Source organism: Myxococcus sp. MISCRS1, assembly GCF_026626605.1.
Lineage (GTDB): Bacteria > Myxococcota > Myxococcia > Myxococcales > Myxococcaceae > Myxococcus > Myxococcus fulvus.
In genome coordinates this window covers 5,662,816-5,687,437 of the sequence record NZ_JAPNKB010000001.1, presented here as the reverse complement: position 1 = coordinate 5,687,437, position 24,622 = coordinate 5,662,816, and the positions used below count along the sequence as shown (strand labels likewise).

Annotated in this window: 22 protein-coding genes; 7 read left to right on the top strand and 15 right to left on the bottom strand. The window is 69.7% G+C overall.

What is annotated here, in order from left to right:
• Positions 1–29 precede the first annotated feature (29 nt).
• The gene (locus tag OWM54_RS22540) at positions 30–683 is read left to right on the top strand and encodes an SDR family oxidoreductase (RefSeq protein WP_223785881.1); all 654 of its coding nucleotides are present in this window, start codon (positions 30–32) and stop codon (positions 681–683) included.
• 181 nt (positions 684–864) lie between these two features.
• Here the strand turns inward: OWM54_RS22540 and OWM54_RS22535 are convergent, their stop codons facing one another.
• Together OWM54_RS22535 and OWM54_RS22530 are read right to left on the bottom strand one after the other, a co-directional pair.
• Positions 865–1,203: a hypothetical protein gene (locus OWM54_RS22535; RefSeq protein ID WP_223785880.1), complete on the bottom strand. Its 339-nt coding sequence runs from the start codon at positions 1,201–1,203 to the stop codon at positions 865–867.
• Positions 1,204–1,206: 3 nt separating this feature from the next.
• Positions 1,207–5,961 carry a YdeI/OmpD-associated family protein gene (locus OWM54_RS22530; RefSeq protein WP_267698810.1) on the bottom strand — a complete coding sequence of 1,585 codons (4,755 nt, stop codon included), beginning with the start codon at positions 5,959–5,961 and terminating at the stop codon, positions 1,207–1,209.
• Positions 5,962–6,770: 809 nt separating this feature from the next.
• Between OWM54_RS22530 and OWM54_RS22525 the strand changes: the two genes are divergently transcribed.
• Both OWM54_RS22525 and OWM54_RS22520 read left to right on the top strand, forming a co-directional pair.
• Entirely contained in the window at positions 6,771–7,733 is a 963-nt protein-coding gene (locus OWM54_RS22525; RefSeq protein WP_153882704.1) for a hypothetical protein, read from the top strand.
• A gap of 125 nt (positions 7,734–7,858) precedes the next feature.
• Positions 7,859–9,508, top strand: a complete 1,650-nt coding sequence (locus OWM54_RS22520; protein WP_267698809.1) for a phospholipase D-like domain-containing protein — start codon at positions 7,859–7,861, stop codon at positions 9,506–9,508.
• 22 nt (positions 9,509–9,530) lie between these two features.
• Here the strand turns inward: OWM54_RS22520 and OWM54_RS22515 are convergent, their stop codons facing one another.
• The 7 genes from OWM54_RS22515 to OWM54_RS22485 form a co-directional block, all read right to left on the bottom strand.
• On the bottom strand, positions 9,531–10,328 hold the full coding sequence (locus OWM54_RS22515; RefSeq protein WP_267698808.1) for a sigma-70 family RNA polymerase sigma factor: 798 nt from the start codon (positions 10,326–10,328) through the stop codon (positions 9,531–9,533).
• A gap of 169 nt (positions 10,329–10,497) precedes the next feature.
• Positions 10,498–10,953, bottom strand: a complete 456-nt coding sequence (locus tag OWM54_RS22510; protein WP_267698807.1) for a DsrE family protein — start codon at positions 10,951–10,953, stop codon at positions 10,498–10,500.
• A 23-nt stretch (positions 10,954–10,976) separates the two neighbouring features.
• A complete protein-coding gene (locus OWM54_RS22505; protein WP_223750859.1) occupies positions 10,977–12,017 on the bottom strand; it encodes a YeiH family protein in 1,041 nt (346 codons plus the stop codon).
• A 41-nt stretch (positions 12,018–12,058) separates the two neighbouring features.
• The gene (locus OWM54_RS22500; RefSeq protein WP_267698806.1) at positions 12,059–13,642 is read right to left on the bottom strand and encodes a bifunctional metallophosphatase/5'-nucleotidase; all 1,584 of its coding nucleotides are present in this window, start codon (positions 13,640–13,642) and stop codon (positions 12,059–12,061) included.
• A gap of 328 nt (positions 13,643–13,970) precedes the next feature.
• Positions 13,971–14,327 (bottom strand): rhodanese-like domain-containing protein, encoded by a 357-nt coding sequence (locus OWM54_RS22495; protein WP_267698805.1) that lies wholly within the window; start codon positions 14,325–14,327, stop codon positions 13,971–13,973.
• Positions 14,328–14,461: 134 nt separating this feature from the next.
• Positions 14,462–15,223 (bottom strand): anti-sigma factor family protein, encoded by a 762-nt coding sequence (locus tag OWM54_RS22490; protein ID WP_267698804.1) that lies wholly within the window; start codon positions 15,221–15,223, stop codon positions 14,462–14,464.
• Positions 15,210–15,731: an RNA polymerase sigma factor gene (locus OWM54_RS22485; protein ID WP_223750855.1), complete on the bottom strand. Its 522-nt coding sequence runs from the start codon at positions 15,729–15,731 to the stop codon at positions 15,210–15,212. The genes OWM54_RS22490 and OWM54_RS22485 overlap by 14 nt, the downstream gene beginning before the upstream one ends.
• Before the next feature lie 735 nt (positions 15,732–16,466).
• Between OWM54_RS22485 and OWM54_RS22480 the strand changes: the two genes are divergently transcribed.
• Positions 16,467–17,981: an ABC transporter substrate-binding protein gene (locus OWM54_RS22480; protein ID WP_267698803.1), complete on the top strand. Its 1,515-nt coding sequence runs from the start codon at positions 16,467–16,469 to the stop codon at positions 17,979–17,981.
• Positions 17,982–18,050: 69 nt separating this feature from the next.
• Here OWM54_RS22480 and OWM54_RS22475 read toward each other — a convergent pair whose 3' ends face one another.
• Both OWM54_RS22475 and OWM54_RS22470 read right to left on the bottom strand, forming a co-directional pair.
• On the bottom strand, positions 18,051–18,521 hold the full coding sequence (locus OWM54_RS22475) for a DUF6691 family protein (protein WP_267698802.1): 471 nt from the start codon (positions 18,519–18,521) through the stop codon (positions 18,051–18,053).
• A 12-nt stretch (positions 18,522–18,533) separates the two neighbouring features.
• Positions 18,534–18,959 (bottom strand): YeeE/YedE family protein, encoded by a 426-nt coding sequence (locus tag OWM54_RS22470; RefSeq protein ID WP_267698801.1) that lies wholly within the window; start codon positions 18,957–18,959, stop codon positions 18,534–18,536.
• A gap of 95 nt (positions 18,960–19,054) precedes the next feature.
• Here OWM54_RS22470 and OWM54_RS22465 point away from each other — a divergent pair, with 95 nt between their 5' ends.
• The 3 genes from OWM54_RS22465 to OWM54_RS22455 are packed head-to-tail and all read left to right on the top strand — an operon-like array spanning position 19,055 to position 20,954.
• Entirely contained in the window at positions 19,055–19,756 is a 702-nt protein-coding gene (locus OWM54_RS22465) for an MBL fold metallo-hydrolase (protein WP_267698800.1), read from the top strand.
• Positions 19,757–19,781: 25 nt separating this feature from the next.
• On the top strand, positions 19,782–20,099 hold the full coding sequence (locus tag OWM54_RS22460; RefSeq protein ID WP_141329155.1) for a rhodanese-like domain-containing protein: 318 nt from the start codon (positions 19,782–19,784) through the stop codon (positions 20,097–20,099).
• 24 nt (positions 20,100–20,123) lie between these two features.
• The gene (locus OWM54_RS22455; RefSeq protein WP_267698799.1) at positions 20,124–20,954 is read left to right on the top strand and encodes a sulfite exporter TauE/SafE family protein; all 831 of its coding nucleotides are present in this window, start codon (positions 20,124–20,126) and stop codon (positions 20,952–20,954) included.
• Here OWM54_RS22455 and OWM54_RS22450 read toward each other — a convergent pair.
• From OWM54_RS22450 to OWM54_RS22435, 4 genes are all read right to left on the bottom strand, one after another.
• On the bottom strand, positions 20,951–21,388 hold the full coding sequence (locus tag OWM54_RS22450; protein WP_267698798.1) for a hypothetical protein: 438 nt from the start codon (positions 21,386–21,388) through the stop codon (positions 20,951–20,953). The genes OWM54_RS22455 and OWM54_RS22450 overlap by 4 nt on opposite strands.
• A 419-nt stretch (positions 21,389–21,807) precedes the next feature.
• Entirely contained in the window at positions 21,808–22,833 is a 1,026-nt protein-coding gene (locus OWM54_RS22445) for an arginase family protein (protein ID WP_267698797.1), read from the bottom strand.
• A 167-nt stretch (positions 22,834–23,000) separates the two neighbouring features.
• Positions 23,001–23,465, bottom strand: coding sequence for a hypothetical protein (locus OWM54_RS22440; protein ID WP_267698796.1), 465 nt, complete (start codon positions 23,463–23,465; stop codon positions 23,001–23,003).
• Positions 23,466–23,752: 287 nt separating this feature from the next.
• Positions 23,753–24,517: an SGNH/GDSL hydrolase family protein gene (locus tag OWM54_RS22435; protein WP_267698795.1), complete on the bottom strand. Its 765-nt coding sequence runs from the start codon at positions 24,515–24,517 to the stop codon at positions 23,753–23,755.
• Positions 24,518–24,622 lie beyond the last annotated feature (105 nt).

Here is a 24,622-nt window from a genome sequence, read left to right as displayed (position 1 = left end):
CCCCTCTTGTCTGTCGGAGTCCGCGCGCCATGACCGAGCCCTCCCGTCTTCTGTTCGTCGCTGGCGCCACGGGGGCCACGGGGCGCAACGTGGTGAAGCAGGCGCTGGAGCGGGACGTGCCGTTGATCGCTCACGTGCGTCCGAAGAGCGCCCAGACGGAGCCGGCGAAGAGCTGGCCGCGCAAGGCGCTGGTGGAGCTGGCGCGCGGGGACGAGCTGGCGGAGGCGATGAAGGGGAGCACGACGGTGCTCCAGCTCATCGGGACGATGCGCAAGCGCTTCGGGTCCGGGGACACGTACGAGACGAGCGACATCGGCACGACGCGGCACCTGGTGGAGGCGGCCCGGCGCGTGGGCGTGGACCACATCGTGTTGCTGAGCTCGGTGGGCGCGGGGCGTCCGGTGGGCGCGTATCTGAAGGCGAAGGCCGAGGCGGAGCGGCTGGTGCGCGAGAGTGGAATCCCGTGGACGGTGGTGCGTCCGCCCGCGTTCGAGGGCGAGTACCACCACCCGCCCGCCATCCTGCGCACGCTGGCGAAGCTGAAGCCGCTGCGTGGGCTGCGCCCGATTCACCTGGACCAGCTCGCCGCCGTGCTGCTGCGTGTAGCGGAGCGGCGAGCACCGCTGGGCGCGGTGCTCGAGGGTGACAGCCTTTGGAGCGAGGTGGCGGCGACCGGGCGGTGAGGCCCGGCCGCGCCACTTCACGCCCTGCTCGAGGCGACGTGCCTCCATTCTGCGCGGTCGCTTCGCCGAGATATGCCCCTCGACGAACGAAGGCCCGAGCGGAGGAAGTCCGCCCGGGCCTCGATGAGGAACGATGAGTCCAGCGGAGTGCCTCGGGTGGAACCGGGCACTCCGGTGAAGCTCACACCGCTTTCTCGTCCACGAACTCGCCCAGCAGCCGCAGGTTGAACTGCTTCTCCAGCGGCTGCAGCGCCTCGGCCGTCACGTCTCCGGGCGTGTAGGTCAGGTTCAACCAGATGACCGGCAGCTCGCCTCCGGACACCTTCAGGATGGCCTTCGGGTCGAGCAGCTCATCCTCCAGCTCCTCCACCTTGTGGAACGCCTTCGCCTTGAAGCGCAGGCTCTTGCGCTGTTGCAGCAGGGGGTCGAGCGCCTGCTTGAGCGCCACGAGCCGCTCGTAGTCGTCCTTCCTCGTGCCCGCGCGATAGGGCGTCACATACTCGCGACATGCCAGCGCCATGACTTAGCTGTCCTCTCCGTTGAGCACGCGGATGATCAACTCGCGTGTGCTCTCACCTTCCCGTGGATTCACGACCTTCAGCCGCCCTTCGCTGTCGAAGATCTTAATCGATTGCCCGGGCACGCGGGTGTCCTGAAGCGCGGGGGCGTCATCCCCGATAACGAGCGGCACGTTGAATTCCAGGTGGCTGATGTTCCCCGAGTCCGGCAGCCCGGAGCTCGGCAGCCTCAGCGTCGGACGGCCGTCATCACTCCCGATGGACGGGACCTGCTCCTCGAACCCAAGCTCCTCCCGCATCCAGGCGACCCGGAACTGCAGGTCCTTGTCGGGGTGCGCCTTGCTGACATCCTCCAGGACCTTCTGCAGGCCCTTGGCGAAGCCACCCCCCATGTAGGCATCGACGAAGGCGAAGCGCGTCTCGCCGTTGGCGATCTTCTGCTCCAGCTCCGCGCGGATCTTGTCGTAGGGCTGGGTCCCCTTGGCCTTCTGGATGGTCGTCGTCTTGTCCGCCAGCCCCGGGTCCCCGTGCGTCAGCACGTCGCCGAGGAAGGCGCCGCCGCGCTCCACGACAATCATCGAGTCGGGGTTGAAGGCGTTCAGGTTGTCGCGGATGGCGGTGACCTGCGCCTGGTTGGCGGCCAGGTTCGAGTCCGAGACATACGTCTGGTAGATGCCCGCCTTGCCGTTCACCTCGCGGAAGTCCCGGAGGACCTCGGCGCGCTGCTCGGGCGTGCGGTCCGCGGGGTTCGCGTCCTGGCTCATGGGGCCCGCGGCCTGGGAGAGCCGCTCACGCATCCGCGTCATCTCCGTGGTGAGCTGGTCGGGCGTGTAGCGCCGCGTGGACAGGCGCTCGAGCGCGACCTGCTGCTCACCCGGAGTCATCGACGTGAAGAACTCGCGGAACTTCGGGTCCTGGGTGAACTGCTCACGCAGCTCCGGCGGATAGAGCCGGGGGGGCGTGTTCTCCAGGGCCGCGCGAATCCGCTCCTCGGGGGGCTTGGAGGTGTCGTCCTTCATGGCCACGTAGCCACGGCCCGAGGTCAACGAATCCACCTGCGCCGCGTGCTCGGTGAGCTGACGCTCGGCGCTGGCGATGCGCTGCTCCAGGTCCTTGAGCTGCGCGGCCGTCGCGGGCGTGGACTTCCCCGTCGCGCCGTTGACCGCCTGATTGAGCTGCGCCTGCGTGGCCTCCAGGCTCTTGAGGATGCCGTTGAGCTTCTGCACCTCCAGCCGCGACTCGAAGCCCTGCGTGCCGTACCCCGGCATGCCGGTGATGGCCTGCTTCACCTTGTCGACGAGCTGGCGCACCTTGCCGAGAGTGCCCTCGTAGCGCTGGAGGACGCGCGCGGTCTCCATGTGCGCCTGGATGTCCTCCTTCGTCGCGTCCGGGCCCGCCTCGATGTGCACCTTGCCGTTGTCGTAGCGGACCTGCGTCGTGCGCCCGTTGAGCTCGGGGTTGCGCACCACGGGCACGGGCGGACGGCCCGTGTTGTCCGTGCCCACCTCGGGCTGCGTGGGACGCGTGTTCTCCGGACCGTTCGTGCGCGGCACCGGGATGAGCTGGCCCGTCGCGGGATTCACGCGGAACTCGGTGGGCCGGTTCTCCACGCGGTTCTGCGGAGGACGGCCCGCCTGCTCCGGGTTCGTGGTCGTGCCCGGACGCGTGTCCGTCCCCGTCGTGGTCCCAGGCTTCGAGTCCGTGCCCGTCGTCGTGGTCCCCGGCTTCGGGTCCGTGCCCGTCGTCGAGCCCGGCTTGTTCGAGCCGTTGGTGCCGTCACTGCCGTTGCTCCCGTTGGAGCCGTTCGACCCATCGGAGCCGTTGGTGCCATTGCGCCGACGACCGCCCAGGCTCACCGTGGTGCCACCACCGCCGCTGCCACCCTCGGCCGTGACGTCGCGGTGGCGCGCGTTGACCTCGAAGTCCACGACACCCAGCTTCGCGCCCACGCCCAGCTCGCGGTCCTTGAACGAGCCCGTGGTGAACTGCGCGTCGACCTTCACACCCTCGAACGCGTTGTCGAAGTTGCCGTTGACCAGGTTCTTGGTGATGGCCTGCACCTCCTCGCCGCTCAGGCCGCTGACCTCGGCGGTGAAGAAGCGGCCCTCGGGGCCCGCGTCCACGGAGCCCTCGATGGAGAGGCTCGTCTCCGCCGGCCCCGCGAACGCCGCCGTCGCCGGGCTCGCGATGAACGCCAGCATGTCCTTCGCGTCCACCTTGCTCGCATCCAGCGGAATCGACGTCTCCATGCTCACGGAGCCCGTCACTTCGCCGCCGATGTTGATGCCCGCCTTGCCCTTCAGGCCACCCGCGATGCTCGCCGCGCCGGAGCCCTCGATTTCAATCGAGCGCACCAGGTTCGTCGGCTTGCCCTTGTCGAACTCCACCCGGTAGCTCGTCGTCGCGCCGATGCTCGCCGACAGCTCCGCGCTCGCGGGACCGAACTTGCCGCCCAGGCCCGCCTCCGCCTCGGCGCCGATGTTCACTTCCATCGCCGACAGGTGGTCCAGCATGAACTTGTGGTCTTCACCACCCGACGCGAGCGCCGCGGGCCCCTTGCCCAGGATGACCGCCGCCTTCGCCGCTTCCTCCGGCGTGTCGAACTTCATCTCCACGCGGCCACCCGCGGACACCGACGCCGAGCCCACCAGGCCCACGCCGACATCACCCGTCACCTCCGCGGACAGCTGGTACTTCCCATCGGCGGTCTTCTCGACCTCGACCTCGCCGTCGATGCCGGCCTTGAGGCCGACCTTCACGTCGAGGTTGCCACTCAGCGTGATGGTATCGCCCGGGCTGTTGAGCTTCTTGATTTCGTCCGCCACCGCGCCCTCGATGGGGGCGGTGATCTGGTCGATGGCCATGTCGATGGGCTTGAGGACGACGTCCTTCGCGAAGCCCAGCGCATCCTTGGCGAAGTCTCCGGCCATCCCGGCCAGGTCCCCGAGTCCCTCGGTGACGAAGTCCTTCGCGTCCTCGTACCAGGGGAGCTGACGCTCCTTGTCCAGCTCCTTCGGCTCCTGGTCCTTCTTCACCTGGCCATTCGCATCAACATCGAAGCCGACGTGGTCGTACTTCCAGCGGTTGTCACCCGCCTCCTGGAGGCTCTTCACCTCCGTCGGCTGGTGCTTCATCTGCAACTGACCGTTCGCATCCACCGTGCCCGACGACTGCGAGACGGTCTGCGTGCGATTGGCGTGGCCCTCGTCGAAGCGCGAGCCGTCCGGGTCATACCCCGTCACGGTGGTCTTGCTGGTGACATTGCCCGGCGTCTTCTGCGACACGGCCGGCAGCGAGTCCGTCAGCACCGCGTCCTTCGGGCCGCGCGTCACCTCCTGCTGATTGCGCACCACCTGCACGCCGTTGCCGTTCTTGTCGGAGGACAAGGGCTGCGTGGCCACCGACTCGGTCTTCTGCGTGGAGACCGCCGGCTCGCCCTTGGCGTTGTACTTCGTCTCCTCCGTCACCGTGAGGCTCGACTCCCCCGGCTTCAGCGACGTCGGCGAGTTGTTCGTCTTGTGGTGGTCCTCACCCTTCGACGCGTCGTTCAGCGCCTTGTTCTGCGCCGCCTCGAAGCCGTTCACCGCGTCGGCGTTGAAGCCCGGAGTCTTGATCTCCGTCTTCTTCACCTGCCTGGTCGGGATGCCCCACTCGTTGTAGTCCGTCTGCGTCGTCTGCGTCGCGGGGCCCTTCGGCGTCCCGGGACGGTTCGCCAGCGACGCCGGCGGCATCTCCATCCGAATTTCTTCCGTGCGGCTCTGAATCTTCGGCGGCGACTTCGACACGTCGTACTTCGTCGTCGACGACGTGGTGGTGGCACCGGTCTCCGGGTGTTGCTGCGTCTGGCTCTTCTTCGACTCCAGCCCCGTCGTCTTCCCCTGCGCGTCCGACGTCTTCGTCCACGTCGTCTCGCCGGTGGCCCCTTCCTTCCCCTTCTCCTTCGCCGTCACCGTGGACGTGTAGCTGCCGTCCCTCTTCACCGTGACGGTGTTCCCGCTCTTCGCGTCCGACAGCGTCGTGTCGCCCGTCAGCGCGTTCTTCTTCACGTCGTACGTCGCGCCTGACGACGGGTCCTTGTACTTCTCCCCGTCCTTCAGCTTCGTCGCGTCCTGCAAATCCTTCGCGTCCAGCGCGTCCAGCGCCTCCGGCGGCTTCTCTCCCTCCACCGGCTTCACCGAGTTCTCCGGCGGTGGCGCCGTCGTCCCCAGCAGCTTCTCCAGCTCCGCCTTGCGCGCCGTCCCGTCGAACGCCGACACCAGCTCGTTCTTCTTCGGCTTGACGCTCTCGATGTCCTTCTGGCTGTACGGCTGCGGCTTCTTCTCCTTCACCGCCTCCGTGTTCGCCTTCCCCATCGCCTCCTCGGCCTTCTTCGCCGACAAGGCCACCTGCTCCTCCGCCGCCTGCAGCTTCTTCGTCGCCGCGGCCGCCTTCTCATCCGCAGCCTTCTTCGCCTTCTCCGCCGCGGCCGCGTCCGCCTGCGTCTTCTTCGCGTCCTCCGGCTTCTGGCCCGGCTTCTCCGCTGCCTTCTTCGCCGCCTCCGCCGTCTTCTTCGCCTCCGCCTGCTGCTTGCGCGCGGCCTCCGCCGCCTTGCGTGCCGCCTCCGCCGCCTTGCGCGCGGCCTCCGCCGCCTTGCGTGCCGCTTCTGCTGCCCTACGGGCTTCTTCCGCCGCTCTGCGCGCCGCCTCTGCCGCCCTGCGTTGTGCCTCGGCCGCCGCGGCCGCGCTCGAAGACCCTGCTCCACCCGTAGGTGCCAGACTCATGGCGCTCCCCTTTTCCTTCTGAATCGACACCTCATTATCGGAAGGAGGGAAAAAACGTTCCCTCCCCGGATGCGAGGCGTTCCGATCATTGCCGGGTGATGACTATCAGGCTTCAGCGCCAGACGTCCCACACGCCTGCCCCTCGGTCTGACAGCCTCCCATCAAGGACTTACAGCGACATGCCACGGCGACCGGCAGTGCGCGCCTCCAGCCCGCAAGGGATTGATTGAGGCCCCGCATATGTAGACACCGTCGAAAGACAGCCTCATCGGAACCGTTGGGGCCCCTCCATGACCATTGCCAACAAGGCCAGAACGAGCGGACGAGCGTGAAGTCCTGAACGAATGAACGGCCGCTCAGCGCATCGACGCCCTCTCACGGTGCGGTCAGCCACGGCGTCCCATCGAAGCCCAGCCCACGGGGCCACGCCGATGACCCGTCACCCGGCCCTTCGCGGGGAGGTCCGCCGTCGCCCCACGACGCGGAGGCGCGGCGGTCGAGCCGAGCCCGAAGCGGGTCGTCACGCCCACGGCACCGAGCCCTCGACGCCGTCGCGCCCCCCTTGCACGTGGCGGATGACACAAGGCATCTGCCAGCGCGCGGCATGAGAGGGATTGTCGCGTAGAGGGCCGCGCCAGGAGCCTCGTCGATGCGAGCACCGCGTCCACGCAAGCCGGCCCGACACGAGCACGGACGCCCCAAGGGCCACCGGTGAACACAGCCAGGGTCACCCGGTGGCGGATGGCGGCGTCGTGTGGGTGGGGACGCGGTAGCCTGGGACCGTTCTCATTCCCCTGCCGAGACACACCATGCTCCGTCTCCTCGTCTCCGCCCTCCTCGCGCTGTCCCTCACCGCCTGCTCGGACGACCCCGACCCCACACCCACGCCGGATGCCGGCTCGGACGCGGGAACACCCGATGGCTCGGACTCCGGAACCGACGCGGGGACGGACGCGGGCTCGGGTGACGGCGGCCCCACGCCCCAGCCGGACGCGGGCCCGGGGACCTCTGGCGGTTCGGGGAAGCTGCCCTGTGAGCGCACCGGTTCGGTGACGAGCAACAGCCAGACGTATCCGTACTGCGTCACGCAGGTGGCGGGCGCGGAGCTGAAGATCATCGAGCCTCGGGTGGGCATCGTCCCCGCGCCGATGCGTCTGGCCGTCTACCTGCACGGCGATGGGGCCCGGGCGCACACGGGGGACACCGCGCCGCGCCTCCAGGCGCCGTGGGCCTACGACAACGACACGCTCTATGTCTCCGTGCTGGCGCCGAACAAGTGCGCGTGGTGGACCAAGCCCTCGGTGACCAACTGCGCCGTCGAGGGGACGGAGGCCGACCGCGACCTCGCGGGTGACAACGCGGCCACGCTGGTGGAGGTGCTCGATGCCCTGCGCAAGGGCTGGAACATCATCAACGAGCCCATCCTCTTCGGCGGCTCCTCGGGTGGCTCGGTATTCCTCACCGCCAGCTTCCTGCCCAGGTACGGCGACCGCTACCGGGGCGTGTACGCGCTGGGCTGCGGCGGCGAGGCGCCCTGGGGCGGCAAGCTGGACTGGGACAGCACGCGCCCCGAGCTGCGCGGCTCCACGCGACTGGTCTACGCCTACGGTGACAAGGACGAGTACCTCACCGACATCCAGGCCAGCCTCACCGCGTTCCGCGGCTACGCCTTCCCGCTGGAGGAGAAGGTCGTCGCCGGTGCGACCCACTGCGCCTTCGACCACATCGGCGGCGTGAAGGACATCTGGGCGGCGGAGCTCGAGGGGAAGTAGCCCGGCGTCACGCGGGAACGCACCTGCGTCGGGCTTGAACGCGAGAGCCCCCGGAGGCGTGTCGACTCACGACGCGCCCCCGGCCCCCGCGCGTGGCCCTCGGGTTGCACCGGCACGCCCCCACGATGCGCGTCGACACCAGCTGCGACACCGCGAACTTCATCCTCGACGGTGACAAGTTCTTCCTGGAGCTGCACCGGCACATCCGCCGCGCGGAGCTGGACGGCAAGGGCGCCACCATCCGCCTGGCGTACTGGAAGGCGGACCCGTCGCTCACGCTGCCCGCGGTGGACGGAGCGCCGCAGCGTACGCTCGCGCAGGCGCTCTCCTCGGCCGCGAAGGCGGGGGTGAAGGTCCAGGTCATCCTGTGGAACGGCTGGAAGTCCGAGTGCTTCGTGCCGCATCACCACTTCTGGCGCGAGGACTGGACCGCGTGGCTGGACAAGTGGAAGCACCTGCTCACGGAGTGGAAGTTCCCCGACGGGAGCCTGGAGTTCAAATACCACTCGTACGCAGGCACCACGCTGCACCCCTTCACCAGCCTCCACATCAAGATTGCCCTGTTCAAGACCTCCGGCAGCGAGGACCTGCTCCTGGGCGGGATGAACCTGGGCGAGGACTACAAGTCCGCCACGACGCATGACGCGGCCAATCACTGGCACGACGCGGCCGTGCACCTGAAGGGAGACATCCACCGCGTCGTGGGGCACTACTGGTCGGAGCTGTGGGCGGGCAAGACGCCACCCGCCGCGCCCCACACCCCGGACAGGAGCGGCGGCGGCAAGGCCGTGACGTTCGTGACCACGGACATCCAGGGCAAGAAGGCCGAGCGGGACATCCGCAAGGAGCTGGTGGGCCACATCCAGAAGGCGAAGCAGTTCGTCTACATGGAGAACCAGGCGCTGACGGACCCGTGCATCATCGACGCGCTGGTCGCCGCCGCGGCGCGCGGGGTGCGCATCATCCTGATGGTCCCACACCCGAAGGAGACGGTGCTCGGGGACTACAGCGGGTACGCGTACGTGATGAACTTCGCCTTCCGGGCCATCGCGATGGCGGGGATGACCAGCTTCACCTCGAAGAGCGCCGGCAAGGTGAAGGCCAGCGACCTCAAGGACTGCAGCCTGCGCTACGAGGGATGGATTCTCAGCGGCCGCTCGCTGCTGCTGCCGCCGTCGCCGCAGGTCCAGAAGACGGGCTGCCTGGACAACGACACGTACATCACGGACCTGGAGAAGCGGCTGCATGCGGGGGACGACTCGCTGATGCAGTCGTGGAAGCATCCCAACCTACCGTTCCGTCCGGCGTCGCAGTTCATGAACCGGGGCGTCCACTGGAAGCTGAAGACGGCCTGGCTGGGGACGTGGGAGTACCTGGAGAACATCACGGCCATCGAGTCCGAGTCCTTCAGCATGTACTCACCGCTGCTCAACGGCGCGAAGGGGAAGTCGCCGTATGTGCACTCGAAGGTGGCCATCGTCGACGACAAGCTGGCCTTCATCGGGAGCAGCAACTGGACCTACCGCAGCATGCAGTTCGACGCCGAGGTGAGCGCCGTCATCCAGGACGGAGCGTTCGTGAAGGCGATGCGGGAGGAAATCTTCGAGCACTGGGGGATGCCCAAGAACGTCGACCAGTGGCGCGCGGCGGCGGAGCAGAACGTGGGCAAGACGGACGGCAAGGTGAACATCGTCCCGCTCACGCTGGCGGACCTGCAGGTCAGCTACACCAGCCTCACCGCGTGGGGCTCGTGGGCGGCGGGGAACATGATCTGAGCGGTGGGCGCGGCCCGGCGGCTCACGCCGGCACCGCGCGGGCCAGCGCCTGCCGTACCGCGGCGCGCACCGGGGCGGGGACGGCGTCTCCGGGGATGCGCCGACACAACGAGACGGTGCGCTTGAGCGCGTCGCAGGCCTCGTTGCACCGAGGACAGCGTGACAGGTGGTCCTCCAGGCGGATGCAGGCGGCCTGGTCCAGCTCCTCCGTCAGCTCCCGCGCCAGCTCCGGACACCCCGCTTGCTGCCCCGGGCCCTCCTGGCCCAGGAGGGTGGCCAGGTGCTCGCGCAGCAGCATCCGCGCGCGATGCAGCCGGCTCTTGAGGGCGCGCACCTCGATGCCCACCACGTCGGCGGCCTCCTCGGCCGTCAGCCCCTCCACGTCCCGGAGGATGAGCACCTCGCGCTGCGCCTCCGGCAGCGCGAGGATGGCCGCCTGCAACACCTCCCCCAGCTGCCGGACCTGGGACACCTGGTCCGGAGTCGCCCCGTCCGCGGCCACCCTGGAGGCCTCGGGCGCGTCGAGCGGCTGGAAGTCCTCGGGCGCGCCCACACGACGACGGCGCAGGCGGTGGCAGTGCGTGCGCGCCACCTGGAACAGCCACGTGGACAGCGCCGCGTCGCCGCGAAACGCGTGGAGGCCGCGGAAGGCCGACAGCAGCGTCTCCTGGAGGACCTCCTTGGCGTCCTCCTCCGAGCCGCACATGCGCAGCCCGAAGCGATACACCTGCTTCTCGTGACGGGTGAGGACCTCGTCCAGGGCCTCGCCATCTCCCGAGCGCGCGGCCTCCATCAACTGTTCGTCGGTTCGCGTCGACATCCGCCTCCCACCTCCTCCTCGAAAGAACGTCGGAGCCCCTGCGCGCCTTCCTGGAGGGCCCTCCCCTGCCAGCCTCGGCGAGCAGCGCCCGGCAACCGAGGCCACGGGCCCGAGCGCCCGCCCGCGAGCTCGGGCGGCCCCCCGGGCGCGCCAGCTCGCCCCGGCCTCGCTAGTAACGGATGAGCTGATACCCCTCGGCGACCAGGCGCGCCAGCTCCGCCACCCCATTGTCCACCACCTCCGCCTGGGGCTGGAGCTTCTTCGGGTCGATGCCGAACTTCTGGAGCGCGGTGCCGCACGCCACCAGTCGCACGCCCGCGGCCTTCGCGGCCTGGGCCGCCTGCCGGACCTCCTCCGGCACCGCCTTCACCGTCGGGTCCAGCGCCACCACCGCGCGGCCGTAGGTGAGCCACACCACGTCCGAGAGGTGCCCCGACTCCTTCGCGCTCCTGGCGTGGCGCAAGGCGCTGGAGAGCGTGCCGAGATCCTCCAGGCCCGTGGTGGCCACGAAGACGAGCTTGCCCTGGGGCGCGGGCGTCCGCCGCGCCTCGGAGGGCGTCGAGCCGGAGGCGGCCAGGGGGACGGTGGCGAGCGAGGTGACGAGCAGCAACACGAGGCGATTCATCGGGACGGACTCCGACAGGAGGACTACTGGATGGACAGCAGGTGGATGAGGCCCCAGGCGAACAGGGCCAGCGCGGCGAAGCCGACCAGCCCCGCGTAGACGACGCGCAGGCCCGCGCGGCGGACCATGCTCAGGTGGGTGCCCAGGCCCATGGCCGCCATGGCCAGGACCATGAGGAAGACGCTGGCGGTGGACAGCCACGCCCGGGCCCAGGCGGGCACCACCCCCACTGTGCCCAGCACGCCCACCGCGAGGAAGCCGATGACGAACCAGGGGATGGGCGGCTCCTTCAGCGAGTAGCGCACCTTCCCGCCGACCCCGGAGACGAGCCCCAGCACCACGAGCGCCGGCGCTAGCAGCACCACGCGGGTGAGCTTGACCAGCGTGCCCAGGTCCCCGGCGTCGGCGCCAAACGTGAAGGCCGCGGCCATCACCTGCGCCACCTCGTGCAGCGTGGCCCCGGAGAGGATGGCGAGCTGCGCGTCACTCAGCCCCAGGAGCGGCCCCACGAAGACGTAGAAGAGGACGCCCACGGTGCCCAGGACGCCGCACAGGCCCACCGCCAGCGTGGTGTCCTCCTCCTCCGCGCGCGTGACGGAGCTGGCGGCCACCACCGCGCTGGCGCCGCAGATGGACGTCCCCACCGCCAGCAGCGTCCCCAGCTTCTCCGGGACGCCGAAGCGGCGCGTCACCCACCGGATGCCGAGGATGCCGACGACGATGACGGCCACCGACAGCATCAGCACGCGCGGGCCCACCTTCGCCACCAGCCCGAAGTCGAGCCGCGCCCCCATCAGCACGATGCCCAGCCGCAGCACCGTGCGCGCCGCGTAGCGCGTGCCCTCCCTCCACACGGGCGAGAGCCCCAGCGACGTGCGCAGCGAGATGCCCAGCAGCAGGGCCACTGTGAGCGGCCCCACCACCTTCAGGCCGGGCAGGAGCGCCAGCGCGTAGCTGACGCCCGCCAGCGCGGCGGCGAGCCCCAGGCCCGGCAGGCGTCGGCGCCACATCGCCTGGGGTTCGGTGACGACGGTCGAGGAGGGAGCGGCGACAGGTGCGGTCATCTCATGCCCGGGTTCGTGACGTCGTGGGTCCGGCGCGGGGCTCACCGCGAGACCTGCTGGGTGCGGAGCACGGCCGGAAGGTCCTCGCCCACCGCGCGGCCCTCCAGCGCGTCGCTCAGTCGAGGCGCGCCGGCGAGGAAGCGGCGCACCGCCTCGTGCGCGTCCAGGTCGAGCACGTGGGGCTCCAGCGCGCCGGGGATTCGACACAACATGTCCGGCGCGTCGCCGTCGCGCTCGCAGGCCGTCACGGTGTACAGGCGCGAGTCCACCACCGGCTCCCCCGCGACCTCGAGCGCGAGGACACGCTGGCCCTTGGGTGCGTCGGCGCGGAAGCGCACCGTCATCCCCGAGGGGCGCGGCAGCCATCCACCGAAGCGGTGCTCCGGGTTTTTCGCGAAGACGTTCTCCAGCTCCTGCTCCCAGAAGGCGCGCAGCTGGCGGCCGCTCACCTTGCCTGTCTTCAACTTGTTGGTGACGGGGAAGAGGTTCCACAGGTCCGCCTCGCGCACGGGCCCGGGCAACAGCGGCGTGCCGAAGCGGAAGCCGTTGGACAGGCCAATCTCGGTCCCGCCCGCGGCGCGGATGGCGTCCGCCAGCATGTTGTCCAGCGGGTTCTCCACCACCGCGTAGCGCGCGAGCGTCACGTCGGTGTGGCCCACCTGCGCCAGGAGCGCCTCGTCGTGCGTGGCGAGCGCGGCCTCCACCTGCCGCGCCATCTCGGGGTCCTCGGGGAAGCGCGACGCGGTCAGCTCGATGAGCTCCCAGCGGCGGTCCACCACCTTCCCCTCCTCGAGCCACAGGTCCAGCCGGCCGAGGAAGGAGCCGAACGCGCCGGGCTCCACCACCCACGTGCCCGCCTGCTCGATGGGGGCATAGGTGCGCTCGTGCGTGTCGCTGGACAGGTGGACATCCACGCCGGGCACCCGGGCCGCGAGCCCCACGGCCTTGGCGAGCCCCACGTGGGACAACAACAGCACCACCTGCGCGCCGTCGCGCTCGCGCGCCTCGCGCACCAGCGTGGGCAGCGCCTCCGGGCCGTCGTAGCGCAGCCCCTGGCTGTATCCGGGCGGCTGTCGACGCGGGACGTCCGGGTCCGTGAAGCCCACCACGGCGACCTTCACGCCCCCCACGTCCTTCACCAGGGAGGGAGGGAAGAGCCGCTCGCCGCTCGCCGCGTCGCGCACGTTCGCGGCGAAGAGCGGATGCTTCAGCTCACGGGCGCGCTGGCGAAGCACCTGGGGGCCGTACACCACCTCCCAGTTCCCCGGCACCGCGCCGTCCAGGCCCAGGGCGTTGAGCGGCGCGATGAGCGCGCGGCCCTCGGTGAGCGCCGCCGCGCCCGAGCCTTGAATCGTGTCACCGCCGTCGAGCACCAGCACGTCGCCACCCCGCTCGGCGCGGATGCGCTGGATGGCGGCGGACAGGCGCGCGAAGCCACCCGCCAGCTCGATGCGCTCCTCGCCGTCGCGCCAGAACAGCTCCGGGTGCGCGCGCAGCTGCGCGTGCAGGTCGGCCACGTAGAGGACGGTGAGCTGTTGACGCTTCGAGGGCGGCGCGGCGGACTTCGGCGACGCCGCGCAACCGGAGACCAACGCGAGCAGTGCGAACAGGGGACGGAACTTCATCGAGCACCTGGGGAGGGATGGCGGGTGACGCCGGGGAGGACACGTCTCATGCGTCGCGGAGTTCCCGGGCCCAAGGCGTGTCCCTCGGGCTTCCGCCACGAGGCGTCCAGGCGCCCGGGGAACGGGACCGCCTCAACGGCGCGCGCCGACCGGGCGGACACACCGCAAGCGTCGCGACGCTCCCGACCAGGAGCGCTCCACCTCGAACCTCCACCTAGGAGGAGCGCCCAGGCTCGTGCGCGGACGGGACGCCATGCGGAGCACCTCGCTGCTTCGCGCCGCGACAGGCCCCGCGCCGAAGTGCCGTGACGCCTTTGCACCACGCGCCTCACCGCCACGCGGACATGGGGCCCAGGTCGAGGACATCCTGGAACCCCTGCTCCTTCAGCAGACGCTCGGCGCGGCCGCTGCGTGCGCCACTGCGGCAGTAGACGACCACGGGGGTGGTCGGCGGCCCCAGCTCGCCGAGCCTCCGCGCCAGCTCCCCCACCGGGATGTTCACCGCGCCCGGCAGGTGACCGTCCGCGAACTCCTCGGGCGAGCGGACATCCACCAGCGTGGCCCCCGCCTCCACCCGGCGGCGCGCCTCATCCGCCACGGCGGGGTCTCCCGCGCGCAGGTGTGAGCAGGCGGTGAGGACCAGCCCCACGAGCAGGGCGGCGGTGACGGCGAGGGCGACCTTCATGACGGCTCCATCCGACACCGGAGGCGGAGTGCCCCCGGGAGTGTGGGTTCAGCCCGGTCAGAGCCAGGACGGCGGCAAAAGGATTCAGCGCCCTGGCATGCGTCCTGATTCCCGGGGGGCGCGAAGGGCCCGGGTCAGGGGGCCAGGCGGGCCAGCGCGGCCAGGAGCACGTCGGGCTCTAGCTCGGAGACGGCGAGCGAGGCCCGCGCGTCCCCACCGGGCGCCACGCAGATGCGCTCGCCCACGGGCCCTCGGGTGCAGCGGGGGCCATCGCCCGCGAAGCGCGCCGCCTCCTTCGCCGCCTGCGAGCCCGGCAGGGGCAGGAAGAGCGTCATCGCCTTGCCCCCCTCATGTCGGTACAGCAGCGAAGCGGAGAGCTTGCCGTGCAGTCTGCAGCGCCGCGCGCCCAGGAGCGTCGCCCCGGGCACCACCGGCACGTCCACGGGGTAGCCCACCTCCCGCTCCACCCACGCCTTCACCGCCGCGGGGTCCGAGGACTCGAACTCACAGGGCGTCACGCGCGAGAAGGCCTTGAGGTGATGCCGCTCCAGGTCCATCGCCAGCGCCTCGTTCATCCCGCCGGGCCAGGACGTCCACAAGAGCCCCACCGACGCGAGCGCCACGGCCACGCCCGCCGCCAGCCTTCGCGGGGGAGAGGCCCACCTCGGGCGCGGCGCCAGTCCGGTGACTCGTCCCGCCAGCGCCAACGGAACCGGGGCCTCCATGGCGCGCTCTGTCTGCAGGGTCCGCCGCAGCGAAGCGTAACGGGACGCCTCCCGAGCACAGCCGGCGCATCGGGGCAGGTGCTGCTCCACCTCGCGGCGCTCGGATGCCGAGACCTCGCCGTCGAACCACGCGGAGAGCCGCTCCTGCCAGCCGGGGCTACAGGCTTCCATGGGACTTCTCCTTCTCGAGGAAGTCGAACACCGCCAGTCGCGCCCGTGCCAGCCGTGAGCGCACGGTGCCCACCGGGCACCCCTGGACCTGGGCAATCTCGTCGTAGCTCAGTTCCTCGACCTCGCGGAGCCACAGCGCGTCGCGCCACTCGGGCGCCAGAGCGTCGAGCGCCGCGCGCATCCCCTCGCTCAAGGCGTGCGCATGCAGCTCCACTTCGAGGTCGGCGGAGGGCTCGGGCGGGAGCGGCTGACCTCTCCCACCCTCCAGCACCTCCAGGCGGGGCCGCAGCCCACGCCGGGAGTTGAGGAACACGGTGCGTTGTACGGCGAGCAGCCAGGCCTTGAGGCTCGCGGGCTCCTTCAGTGCGCCTCGCTGCTCCAGGGCGCGCGCCAGCGTCTCCTGCACCAGGTCGTCGGCCTCCACCGCGCTGCCCGTCAGCCGGCGGCCCACGCGCCGCAGGGCGGGCAGGTGCTCCAGAGCTCGTTCGATGAAGGCGCGGGGGCTCACGGCAGGGAAGACACGGCGACCCGGGTGGGAAGTTCCCACGATGGAACGGGGCATCGCTCCCACGCCCGGCGTATCAGGGGCTCACGCACTGGAGTGCGAGTACCTCATGCCGGCGAGCGCCCCTGCCAGGAAGGAAGCAGGCGTGCGCGAGGAGGAGTTCCTCCACATCCTGGAGAACCTCCACCCGCCCAGGCTCCGAAAGACAGACATCGCGCTCCCCGCCAACAGCACCTGTGGAGACAAGGCGACCGCGCCGCAAGGGTGCGAGGCACCGACAGGCGCGTCGCGGTCCCACTCAAAGCCTGCAATTGCAAGGGCCTGGTCTCGCCGACGCCGCGGGGTGAGGCTGCGCCACCGCGACGGCCATGCACGACCAGGCCTGGATCCAGGACCTGGCAACGGCACACCTCGATGCGAGCGGCAGCACACCACACGCGGCCGTGACGAGACCGGCCCCTCGCGAGCAGGAACGGTGTCCCCCCGACGCGACGAGCATGGGGCCCCATGTCGCGTCCGCCCGGAGGTCTGGCGGACGAAAAGGACCCTACCAGCCCCCTCTGACAAAGCGCGGGGGCGAAGCGACTCCGGTATCACCGCGTGCATCGCGGTTCGATGCCGAAGTTTCATTCCCATACAAATACCCAGACACATCAATCAATGTCAGACCCGCGCGATATGAATCATCTCCAGCGGCGCCATTCCGGACGCCGTCTCAACGGGACATCATTCATCCACATGAAAAGCTCATTGTTTTCCCTGGGTCTCCTGGTCGGACTGACGGGGGCCGGCTGCGCGGGCCTCGAGGAAGGCGAGGCGATGGAGACCTCCGTGGCGGAGGACTCCGCCTCCCAGGTCATCCAGGGACTGAACACGCAGGTCACGGGGACGAGCCCGGTGACGTTCGTCACGTCGTCAGGCAATGTGACGAATTCCTACAACCAGTCCGCCACGACGGTGGTGGCCTACACGCGGGATTCAACGACGGGAGCGTTCACGGCGTACCCGGGCTCGGGCGCCGCGGACGGCAGCATCTCCGTGCCCAACGTCCCTTCCGGCCGCATCTACCTGAGGGTGGGCTCGCGCTTCCTGGTGAGCACGGGCCGCACGTTCGACCTGGGCTCCACGGAGTGGGGGCGCAATGGCCTCTTCCCCTGGCAGCCGACCCCCGTGACGGTGTCCGCGTCCGGCCTGTCTCCCTGGCAGTCGGGGGACTACCTGGACATGTACTCGTTGAACCCGGGGGCGTTCGGCTACCTCTACGGCAACGAGACGGGGTTCCCCCAGGCGGGCGCGACGTCGTTCTCCGCGCTGAGCTTCGACTACGCCAACATGACCAACCCCGTGTTGCTCAACCACCTCGCCTTCGGGGATGTGTTCTCGCTGGCGCAGATGCGGCTGCAGTCGAGCCCCATGGGCGTGCCCTACCGCTCGATGCACAAGGTGCTCGAAGCGAACCTGACCCATGCGGATGGCCAGTCGACCTCCGTCAGTGGGACCTTCACCCAGCCCGCCGCGACGGGCACGTTCTCGGTGGACTGGAGGCGCTCGGCGTTCGACGCCCTGCGCACCCAGGTGAACCCGAGCGCGGTGAGCACGTACAACGAAATCTGGATGTCCGCGCGGCCGGCCGCGGTGGGCCAGGCGCTCGCGTCCATCAGCGGGCCGCCGCTCCTGGTGAAGCTCAATCCTGACGCGCTGAAGACCGACATCGTCACGGGGAGCATGACCTACAACAACCCGTTGCCGGCGACGTGGCAGAAGGTGGCGTTGGCGGCCGCGGGCTTCACGAAGACGTACGCGCTGGGGACGGCGACGCCCTTCACCATGAGCGTGGACATCCGCGTGGACCAGGAGGCGAGCGCGTTCTCCGCAGCGCCGGTGCAGCCCCTCATCGGGCCGGTGCAGGCGCCGCTCGTCAACACCCGTGGCGCGTTCCAGACCCTCACGGGCGTGGGCACGGACGCCTCGCTGCGCTGGTCGAAGCCGCTGATTGGCACGGCCACGAACTATGTGGTGAACATCTACCGGCTGGGCACGAGCAACGGCGCCACCACCGCGACTCGCGTGACGTCGCTGCACACCGACCTGCAGAGCGTGTACCTGCCGCCGGGCGTGCTCCAGTCGGGCCAGACGTACTTCGCTGAAATCCAGAGCTGGTACCAGCCCGGTTCCGACCTGGCGACGAGCCCGTTCAAGCGCGCGCTGCCGCGTGCCCGCGCCAGCGTGCTCACGGGGACGTTCAGCCCGTAGGCTGTGAAGTCGTGGGGAGGGAGGGATTTGGATTCCCTCCCTCCCCGTGGTTCGTGTCGAGTTCCCGCCTCAAGGCGAGGAGAGCGGCTCCACCGTCGTTGAGCCGGGGCTCCGCGCCCCCGCGTTCCCGCGCGCCCATGGCAGGCGCGCGAGGAGGAAGCCGCCGAACATCGCGGCCACGAAGACGAGCACCTGGGGCGCGCCGCTCGCCACCGAGGTGAGCGCGGGACCAGGGCAGTAACCGCCGAGCCCCCAGCCCACGCCGAAGAGGGCCGAGCCCGCCAGGAGCTTCGCGTCCGGCCTGCCCCGGAGGAGGTCGGGGAAGCGCGGGGCGAACAGCGGCCGCCCGCGCCGGAGGATGAGGGGACGCAGCGCCGCGTGCACCGCGATGGCGCCGCCCATGACGAAGGCGAGCCGGTAATCCCAGTCGCCCGCGACATCGAGGAAGCCCTGGACGTTGGCCGGGTCCGTCATGCCGGCAAGCCCCAGTCCGAGGGCGAAGATGAGACCGCTGAGGAAGGCAGTGATGAGAAGACGCATCGGGAGTTTCCGTTAGAGGACGTGACGGACCACGAAGACGGTGAGGGCGCCGGTGGTCATGAAGGTGAGCGTGGCCCAGAAGGAGCGCTGCGAGCCTCGGCTGAGACCGCAGACGCCGTGACCGCTGGTGCAGCCGTTGCCCAGCCGCGAGCCGAGGCCCACGAGCAACCCGGCGCCCACCAGCACCAGCGTGCCGTGGGCGCCCAGGGAGGCGGACGCGGGGAAGGTCTCGGGACGCAGCCAGACGAGCAGCAGCCCGCCCGACAGCAGCCCCAGGAAGAACAGCACGCGCCAGGCGACGTCACCGCGCACGGGGGCCAGCAGCGAGCCCACCACGCCGCTGATACCGGCGACCCGGCCGTTGGCCCACAGGAGCAGGGATGCGCTCAACCCGATGAGCGCGCCGCCGAGGAGAGGAAGCAGGAAGGAAGAAGCCATGTCACGTGAGAGCCCGTGCGCGCCGGAAAGGATTCGCGCGGGCGTGAAGAATCCTTTTGGAACGCGTCGGGCTCTCACCCTCAGGAGGCAACGACATGATTTTCCGACAACTCTTCGATGCGGAGTCCTCGACGTACACCTATCTCCTCGGCGACGAGGCCACGCGCCACGCCGTCCTCATCGACCCGGTGCTCGAGCAGGTCGAGCGCGACCTGAAGCTGGTGGCCGAGCTGGACCTGACGCTCACCCACGTCTTCGACACACACGTCCACGCCGACCACGTCACCGCGTCGGGCGTGCTGCGCGAGCGCACGCAGGCCACGGTGGTGGGCGGCGTGGGGGGCGCCAGCTGCGCCAACATGCATGTCCGTCACGGGGACGAGGTGCGCGTGGGCGAGCTCGTCTTCCGGGTGCTCGCCACGCCGGGGCACACGGACGACAGCCTCAGCTACCTGCTCGGGGACCGCGTGTTCACGGGGGATGCCCTGCTCATCCGGGGCAACGGCCGCACGGACTTCCAGAACGGGAACGCGCGGCAGCTGTACGACAGCCTCACGCGCGTCCTCTTCACCCTGCCCGACTCGACGCTCGTGTATCCCGGCCATGACTACCTGGGGCGCACGGTGTCGAGCATCGCCGAGGAGAAGCGGCACAACCCCCGCGTGGCGGGCAAGAGCGAGGCGGAGTTCATCCACATCATGGAGAACCTGAACCTGCCCAAGCCGCGAAAGATAGACATCGCGGTCCCCGCCAACCGGGCCTGTGGACACACGGCGCCCGCGCCCCAGGGGGCCTGACGCCCTCGCGGGCTGGAGTCATGACATGACGACACCGATTCCCTATCGAGACATCACACCCGCGCAGCTCGACACGCTCGCCCCGGGAACGCGGCGCATCGACGTGCGCGAGCCGGACGAGTTCACGGGGCCGCTGGGCCATCTGCCCGGCGCCGAGCTCGTCCCGTTGGACACGCTCGAGCGCGTGGCGGTGACGTGGCCCCGCGAGGCGCCGTTGCTGCTCATCTGCCGCTCGGGCGGGCGCTCCGCCCGGGCGGCGGGGCTGCTGGCCCGGGCCGGCTTCCAGCACCTCTACAACCTGGCGGGCGGGATGCTCGCCGTGCGTGAGCCGCTCCCGGGCTGAGCACGCGTCACGGGGAAGGACACCATGGAACTGCTCGGCTTCTCATTGGCGGCGTTGATGGGGCTGTCGCTCGGCCTGCTTGGCGGCGGCGGCTCCATCCTCACCGTCCCCATCCTCGTGTACGTCCTGGGCTTCGGCGCCAAGGAGTCCATCGCCATGGGCCTGGCGGTGGTGGGCGTCACGAGCCTGGTGGGCGCGGCGAGCCACTGGCGCAAGGGGAACGTCCGGTTCCGGGCGGCGCTCCTGTTCGCGCTGGTGGCCATGGCGGGGACCTATGGCGGGGCGAGGCTGTCGGCGCTCCTGTCCGGGGCGACGCAGCTGCTGCTGTTCGCGGCGGTGATGCTGGTGTCCGCGTTCTTCATGTTCCGCAACGGCCGACGCGACGCCGCGAGCGCGCCCTCGCCCCACAAGGCGCCCGTGCCCGTCATGGTGCTGGCGGCCCTGGGGGTGGGCGGGCTCACGGGGCTGGTGGGCGTGGGGGGAGGGTTCCTCATCGTCCCGGCGCTGGTGCTGTTGGTGGGGCTGCCGATGAAGCAGGCGGTGGGGACCAGCCTGCTCGTCATCGCGCTCAACTCGCTGGTGGGCTTCGCGGGCTACCTCGGCCATGTCGAGGTGCCGTGGGGCGCGCTGGGTGTCTTCACGGCCATCGCCGTGGCCGGCATCCTGACCGGCACCTGGGCCTCCCACTTCGTGTCCCAGGCCACGCTGAAGACGGCCTTCTCCGGCCTGCTCGTGGTGATGGGCGTGTTCATCCTCGTCAAGAACCGCGAGGCCCTGATGAGCGTGGGCGAGGTGACGCCCACGTCCGTCGGCGCGGCGGTGACGGGCACGCCTCGGAGCTCGGGGGGACCCTAGCGGTCTCCTGTGCGCGAGCCGCGCCACGGCGAGCGCGTGGGCCACCGGCAACAGGCTTCGAGCCGAAGGCCCGCCAGGATTTCGGCGCAGCCCTCCTCAGATGACGCCTCCTCGGCGGCGGTCCGGAAGTCGGGGAGGATGCTGGCCCAGGCCCACTCGTCGAGCTGACCGGCCTGGGATACGAGCGGGCTCCGGCCCCACTTGTCCTGGCTGTCCGGCTCGCCGGACTCGAAGTCGAGCCAGAGGCAGCCCGTCAGGCGCGGGGCCTCGTGGAGCTGCGCGCAGTCCTTCGACGTGGCGCGCTTCGTCCCGGACAGGTCGAGGGGCTCGCGGAAGCCGTCGGGCGCGGCGCCACCTTCGGTGGAGAGGGCACGCAGCGGCGCATCCTTTTGCAGGATGCTCGCGGCGGTCTCCTCGTACAGCGTGGAGGTCATCGGCCCCACCCCATTTGGTCCCGGACGCTGTAGTCATGTGGGCAGGACCTGCCCAACCTGAGTCCGCCGCCGGGTCCGCGTCGTTCCATGTGGAGGTATGGGCGGAGCTCCAGTCGACGATGGGCCTGCCTTCCGTGTTCTCCCGCGCCTGGACGTGCGTGAGCAGCACCCGGAAGTAACCATGGGGGCGTAGCTCGCGCCCCGAGATGTGGCTCCGGCGGCCATGGGCGGCAGCCGCACCTGGGCCGCGGGGGAGGCCTCGAAGAGACGGACGACGGGAGTGATGGGCGGGCTGCGACTGCCCATCTCGTTGAGGCGTCCCCTGGAGCAGGACAGCCTGGGCCGCCGCGCCCGAAACGGGGACCTGCTCCCCTCCTCGCCGGCTTCATCACGGCGCGGAGGTCGCGCCGACCGCGGTCTCAGGCGATGAAGCCCCTGCAAGCCTCGGTGAACCTCTTGATGTCGTCGAACGCGTAGTCGACGGAGTCGTTCTGGTTCTTGCCCTTGACGGTCGTGGCGCCATCCGAGTTGGGCAGCCCGCAGACATCGAATCCGACCAGCTCACAGCCGCGCTGGGCGAGCAGCTTCATGACCTCCAGCACGGCGAGCTGGGAGTGCTCCGGCGTGTGCTGTCCGTCCTTGTAGGGAGTGCAGCTCACCTCCGAGATGTCGCGGTCGAAGGTGATGTAGACCGAGTACGCCTTGCCGGTCAGCCCGGCCTTGGCCTCGATGGACGCCAGCAGGCCCTCGACCTCGGAGCCGCCGTGGGTGTTGGTCCCCGTGGAGATGTGTGCCTGTTTCTTGTCCTGGCCCTTGTCGGTGACCACCATGGTGGAGAAGTCACCCGAGATGGCCTCCTGGTTGCGATTGCGCTGGAGGCCGATGGCGGAATAGGCGGTGGCGAGGCGGCCCGACACGAGATGGCCGCACGGTTCGAAGAGCTTCACGGCCCAGGTGCTGCAGTGGATGGACTCGCTACCAGCCACGCCGTAATCGTAATGGGCGTCGAAGTTGAGGACGAGCGCGTCCTCCTTGGTCGCGCGTTTCATGGCCCGTGCCACCAGCGGCCAGGACATGTGGTGGGCGCTGTTGTGGTCGATGATGCCGAAGAGGAAGGGCTGGCTGGCGTCGTCCGTCAGGTAGGGCGCCTTGCCGAACAGACCATTCACACCGAGGAACGCGTCGGCGAAGTTGGCGAAGTTCACCTCGCCGTTGCACGCGCCCTTCACCTCCTTCGTGAAACACACGTTGCCGAAGTCCGCGTATTTGAACGACTTGTTGGGACCCTCAACGGCGCCCCTCGTGTATTTCGCGGCGAACTCGAAGCCACCGATGGTCTCCATCGCCTTGAGGTACTTGTCCATCTTGCCCATCGTCATCACGTCTCCGATGCGCGGAGGGATGAGCGTGAACTTGGGGGCCATTCCGAAGTAGGCGTGTATCATCGATGTTATCGGACTCGCTCGAGAAAGGAGGGCTCGATGCTTCAACGTGAATCATCCGGAGGCTCACGCGGAGCGTCAAGTCACGTCGGCCCCCATGAGCGGCCCCACCCGGCGCGAGGACTGCGCGGGGTTCGACACGCCGACCTGGTGCATGGGGAGACAGCACCTCAGTTGCGCCCGTAGATGCGGCGCCGCTGGTAGCGGAAGAACCCCGCGGCCTCCTCGCGCGCGAGCGTCGAAGCCTCATGCCCGAAGTACTGCTCGCGCAAGGCGCCCAGCTCGGCGTCCAGGGAGTCCGCTTGCCCGAGCCGTGAGAGCAGCGCCTCTCGCGCCTTCATGTACGCGTGCCCTTTCTCCCAGCGGGCATCCTTGTACACATCCTCCGCGGCCATGCGCGCGATCTGCTCCTCGGAGTAGCCCATGCGCCGCCGGATGTCCGCGAGGGCGGCGCGCCGTTCCTCCACCGACATCCCGACGAGGTGGGCCTGCACCGGCTCGAGCCGGAGGAACAGCTCCGTTGCCTGAGACCGCACCAGCTGGGCCTCTGTCTTTCGAGGGTCCACGCCGGCGATGGTGGACAGCCGGTCGAGGAACACTGCCTGCTGCGCCTCGAGTGGGAGCGTCGGGTCCACGTCAAGGAGTTCGCGTCGCTTCGCCTCCTCCTCCTGGCCGAGAGCGCGAGCCTCCTGCATCCAGCGCGCGGACACCTCGGCGGTCGGGTCCTTCGGTGTCGGTCCGGAGTCCTGCCTGACAGTCCGCCGAGGCGCTTGCCCAGGGGGCGACACTGGAGCAGGCGCGGGCCGCGACGCATCCGCCTGTGCGACCGGCGCGTCCCCGCCTCGAACGAGGGAGAACGCGCCAGCCGACAGGAGGGTGCCGGCCGCGAGAAGGACGATGATGTTCCCGCGCCGACCGAGCATCAGAGCCGCGGCTCCAGCTTGGCCCAGATGAGGTTGGCGATCTTGTTCGAGCCCGAGGTCGTCGGGTGGACGCCGTCGGCCTTGATGTCGGCGTTGGTGATGGCCGAGCGGGGGTCGACGAAGTCGCAGTCGACGACGGCGTTCGCGCACGCGTTGCCGAGGATCTGGTCTCCGTAGTCGACGGCCTGGTCGAGGTCGCTGGCGTTGAGGAGCCCGAACTTGGTGCGGTAGTAGCCGAGGTAGACGACGTCGGTGACGCCGCTGGTCGACATGTCGTTCAGCAGGTCCGCGACCTCGACGTAGATGTCGTCGATGTAGTCCTTGCAGCTCTGCGACAGGCGGCCGAACTCATACCACTGCGTCTTGCAGTTGTACGGGTCGGCGAGCGCGATGGTGGGGATGAGGATGTCGTTGCCGCCGCCATCCATCACCACGATGTGGCTGTTCGGGTTATCGGACTCGGCGAGGTCGAACTGGCCGCGGACGGAGGGGGTGATGACGCCACCTTCAATCTCCGCGCCGGAGGTCGTGTAGTTGCGGAACGTCCCACCCGCCTTGGCGTGGAGGGCGGTCTGAATCTCCCCCGAGAGCGCGAAGATGGAGTCGCCCAGGAACACGACGTTGTTGTTGTTCGCGTTGGTGATCCACGGAGCGCTCATGAGCTGACCGAGGCCGCAGCCGACGAGCAGCATGGGCGTCGTGATGACGAGGGCTTGTGCCCACCGGGGCAGACGCGCGCGACCAGAGACTTGGAACGCCTTCATATGGTTCCTTCCCGCCAGCAGGACTCACCCGCCGACGTGCCGTTTGGGAATACGTCCGTGATTGTTCCGCCCTCCGGACTTTCCGGATGACGTCCGATTCGCGCA